This window comes from Jatrophihabitans sp. (genome assembly GCF_035474675.1).
Classification (GTDB): domain Bacteria; phylum Actinomycetota; class Actinomycetes; order Mycobacteriales; family Jatrophihabitantaceae; genus Jatrophihabitans_A.
Map to the genome: position 1 here is coordinate 1 of NZ_DATINC010000031.1, position 3,637 is coordinate 3,637.

Annotated in this window: 3 protein-coding genes; all 3 read right to left on the reverse strand. The window is 72.6% G+C overall.

Annotated features, from left to right (window positions below; genetic code table 11):
* On the reverse strand, window positions 1–647 hold a 647-nt coding region (locus VLJ82_RS03225), incomplete at its 3' end, for a UDP-N-acetylglucosamine--N-acetylmuramyl-(pentapeptide) pyrophosphoryl-undecaprenol N-acetylglucosamine transferase (protein WP_408661883.1).
* Between the two features lie 76 nt (window positions 648–723).
* Entirely contained in the window at window positions 724–2,220 is a 1,497-nt protein-coding gene (gene ftsW, locus VLJ82_RS03230) for a putative lipid II flippase FtsW (RefSeq protein WP_408661881.1), read from the reverse strand.
* A gap of 210 nt (window positions 2,221–2,430) precedes the next feature.
* The gene (gene mraY, locus VLJ82_RS03235; protein WP_408661882.1) at window positions 2,431–3,525 is read right to left on the reverse strand and encodes a phospho-N-acetylmuramoyl-pentapeptide-transferase; all 1,095 of its coding nucleotides are present in this window, start codon (window positions 3,523–3,525) and stop codon (window positions 2,431–2,433) included.
* Window positions 3,526–3,637 lie beyond the last annotated feature (112 nt).

Consider the following 3,637-nt stretch of genomic DNA (forward strand, 5'->3'; position numbering starts at 1 on the left):
TCCGGCGCGGTCAGCGGGTTCTTGGCCCCGGCGATGTGCAGCACCTGGATGCCGGCGGCGCCCAGTTGCCGCTGGGCGCCGAGCACCGCCTCGTTCAGCCGCCGGGCGCCCTGCGAACCGCCGGTCACCAGCAGCGTCGGCCGGTCGGGGGCCAGTCCCAGCCGGGCCCGGGCGGCCGGCCGGTCCCGGTCGCGGTCCAGCTCCAGGATCGCCGGACGCAGCGGGATGCCGATCGGCCGGCCGTGCGGCAGGCCGGCCGAGGCGGTGGCGGTGAAGACATGGCCGGTCAGCCGGGCCGCCAGCCGGTTGGCAACACCGGGCCGGGCGTTGGCCTCGTGCACCACGATCGGGATGCCGCGCCGCCGGGCGGCGAGGTAGGCCGGCACCGCCACGTAGCCGCCGAAGCCGACCACCACGTCGGCGGACACCTTGTCCAGCACCGCCCCGGCGGCCCGGACCGCCCGCGCCACCCGGCCCGGCGTCCGGAGCAGGGCCAGGTTCAGCCGGCGCGGCAGCGGCACCGGCGGGATCAGCTCCAGCGGGTAGCCGCGGGCCGGGATCAGCGTGGTGTCCAGGCCGCGCTCGGTGCCGAGCGCGGTGATCAGCGCGTCCGGTGCCAGCCGACGGATCTCGTCCGCGACGTTCATCGCCGGCTCGATGTGCCCGGCCGAGTGCCCGCCGGCGATCACGATGCTCACGGACCCGGAAACCGGCTCGGCCACCTCAGGCACCCTTGCGCCGGGCGGCGGTCCGGCCGGCCGTCCGGTGCGGTCCGGGCTGCTGGCGGCTGGCCGGGGCGGGCCGCTGCCCGGTGCCGGGCCGGGCCACCGCGGGCTGGCGGGCCGTCCGGTCGCGCTGGCGGGCCGGCGCTCCGGCCACCGACGGGGCGGCCGGCTTCGGGCTGGCCACCTCGGCGGCCCGGGCGGCCGCGGCGGCCTGCTTGGCGACCGAGGACCGCGGTGCCGCCGGCGAGCGTGGCGCGCCCAGCCGCAGCATGCCGACCCAGCGGGCGGTGCTGCCGCTCTCGGCCGCCCGCTGCGCCGCCCGGGCCGCTGCCGGCTCGTGCCGGGCGAAGGAGACCAGCATGCCCAGCACCGCACAGGTCAGCACCAGCGAGGTGCCGCCGTTGGAGATGAACGGCAGCGGAATGCCAGTGACCGGCAGCAGCGCGGTCACGTAGCCGATGTTGATCAGCGCCTGGCCGGCGATCCAGATGGCCGCGCCGCTGGCCACCAGCCGGACGAACGGGTCCTGGCTGCGGTGCGCGATCCGCATCGCGGCGTAGGTGAACAGCGCGAACAGCAGCAGCACCACCAGGCAGCCGAGCAGGCCGAGCTCCTCCCCCACCACGGCGAAGACGTAGTCGGTGTTGGCGTTGGGCACCCAGCCGTACTTCGAGGTGCCCTGCCCCAGCCCGACCCCGACGATGCCGCCGCTGGAGAGCGCGTACAGGCCCTGGATGGTGTGGTAGCCGGCCCCCTCCGGGTCGAGGTTGGGGTGCAGGAAGGTGGTCAGCCGCTCCATCCGGTAGGACTCGGTGACCGCCAGGGTGGTGACGGCGGCCGCCACCACCAGCAGCAGGCCGGCGAAGTAGCGGTAGGGCAGTCCGACCGTCCAGAGCAGGCCGAGCAGCAGCAGCATGAAGCACAGCGAGGTGCCCAGGTCCGGCTCGAGCATGACCAGGGCGATCACCATCACGAAGCCGGGCACCAGCGGGACCAGCACGTGCCCGGTGGTGGTCAGCGTCTTCAGGGACTCTTTGCGGGCCAGCAGGTCCGCACCCCACAGCAGGATGGCGAACTTGGCGAACTCCGACGGCTGCACCACCAGCGGGCCCAGCTGCAGCCAGCGGTGCGCTCCGTTCACGGTGACCCCGATGCCGGGGACCAGCACCCCGACCAGGGCGATCAGCGCCAGCGCCAGGGCGGGATAGGCCACCCGGCGGTAGGCGGCCGGCGACATCCGCACCGCCAGCCAGAACACCGGCAGGCTCAGCACGATGAACTCCACCTCGCGGATCAGCTGCGCCCACGGCGCGTCCCCGGTGGTGTGCACCGAGGCCGAGATGGTGGTGGAGGCCGACATCAGCAGGCCCAGGAACAGCAGGCCGCCGCCGGCGGCCAGCATCAGCTGGATCGATGCGTAGGGGCTGTCCAGGTAGCGGCCGGAGGCCTGCACCACCCGGATGCCGCGCACCCGCTCGCGCAACCTGCCGATCACGACTCCACCCGGCCCCGGACGCTCGGGGACGCGGGCAGGACGACGCCGCCGGAGCAGACCGGTGACGTCGCGGCGTCCGCGACCTGGTGCACCCGCCTATCGTCGGCCCTGTCTGCGCGATCTTCGGGAGGCGTGTCGCGTGTCGCGTCCCGGCGGTCGATTTTCTTCAGGCCGGGCCGGGGTATCCCGCCGTGCCCGCGCGTGCCGGGGTCAGCCGTGGGAGATGAATTCCGCATAGAACAAGCCCATTCCGAACGCGACCGCCAGCCCGCTGACGATCCAGAACCGGACGATGGTGGTGGTCTCCTCCCAGCCGCCGAGTTCGAAATGGTGGTGGAACGGCGCCATCCGGAAGACCCGTTTGCCGGTGCCGGTGCGCAGCCGGGTGTACTTGAACCAGCCGGTCTGGATGACGCTGGACAGCGTCACCACCGCGAACAGGCCGCCCAGCACCACCAGCAGCAGCTCCGTCCGGGACAGGATCGCCAGGCCCGCCATCAGCCCGCCGAGCGCCATCGAACCGGTGTCGCCCATGAAGATCTGGGCGGGTTTGGCGTTCCACCACAGGAAACCGAAGCAGGCTCCCATCGCCGCGGCGGCGATCAGCGCCAGGTCCTGCGGATCGCGGACTGCGTAGCAGCCCGACAGCGCCGGGCCGGGATAGCAGGCGCTGCGGAACTGGATGAAGGTCAGCAGCGTGTAGGCCCCCATCACCATTGCCGCACTGCCGGCCACCAGCCCGTCCAGGCCGTCGGTCAGGTTCACCGCGTTGGTGGTGGCGGTGATGATCAGGTAGCCCAGCAACAGGAAACCGACCAGCCCGATCGAGATGGCGCCGATGTCGCGCACGTAGGAGATGTGCCTGGACGCCGGCCGCAGCCCGCGTTCGTCGGGGAACATCATCGCCCCGATGCCGAACAGCAGCGCCACCAGCAGCTGGCCGGCGAATTTGGCCCGGGCCCGCAAGCCCAAACTGCGCCGGTGCCGCAGCTTGATGAAGTCGTCGAGGAATCCCACCCCGCCCGAGCCGAGCATCAGGAACAGCAGCAGCAGGCCGGAGGCGGTCGGGCCGGAGTCGTGGCGCAGCGAGCCGATCAGGTGCGCCATCAGGTATCCGATGATGGTCGAGCCCATGATCGCCACCCCGCCCATGGTCGGGGTACCCCGCTTGACCAGGTGGCTCTTGGGGCCGTCGTCGCGGATCTCCTGGCCGAATCCCTTGATCCGGAAGTACTTCACCACCAGCGGGGTGAACAGGATCGAGGTCATCAGCCCGAACAGCGCCGAGACCAGGATGGTTTTCATGCCCGGCCCTCCCGGGCGTCAGTGCTCGGCGCGCCGTTCGGGCTCTCCGCGCCGTGCACGCCCTGCGTGCTGTCGAAGCGTCGGACCAGCTCCTGCGCCACAACCTCCATCG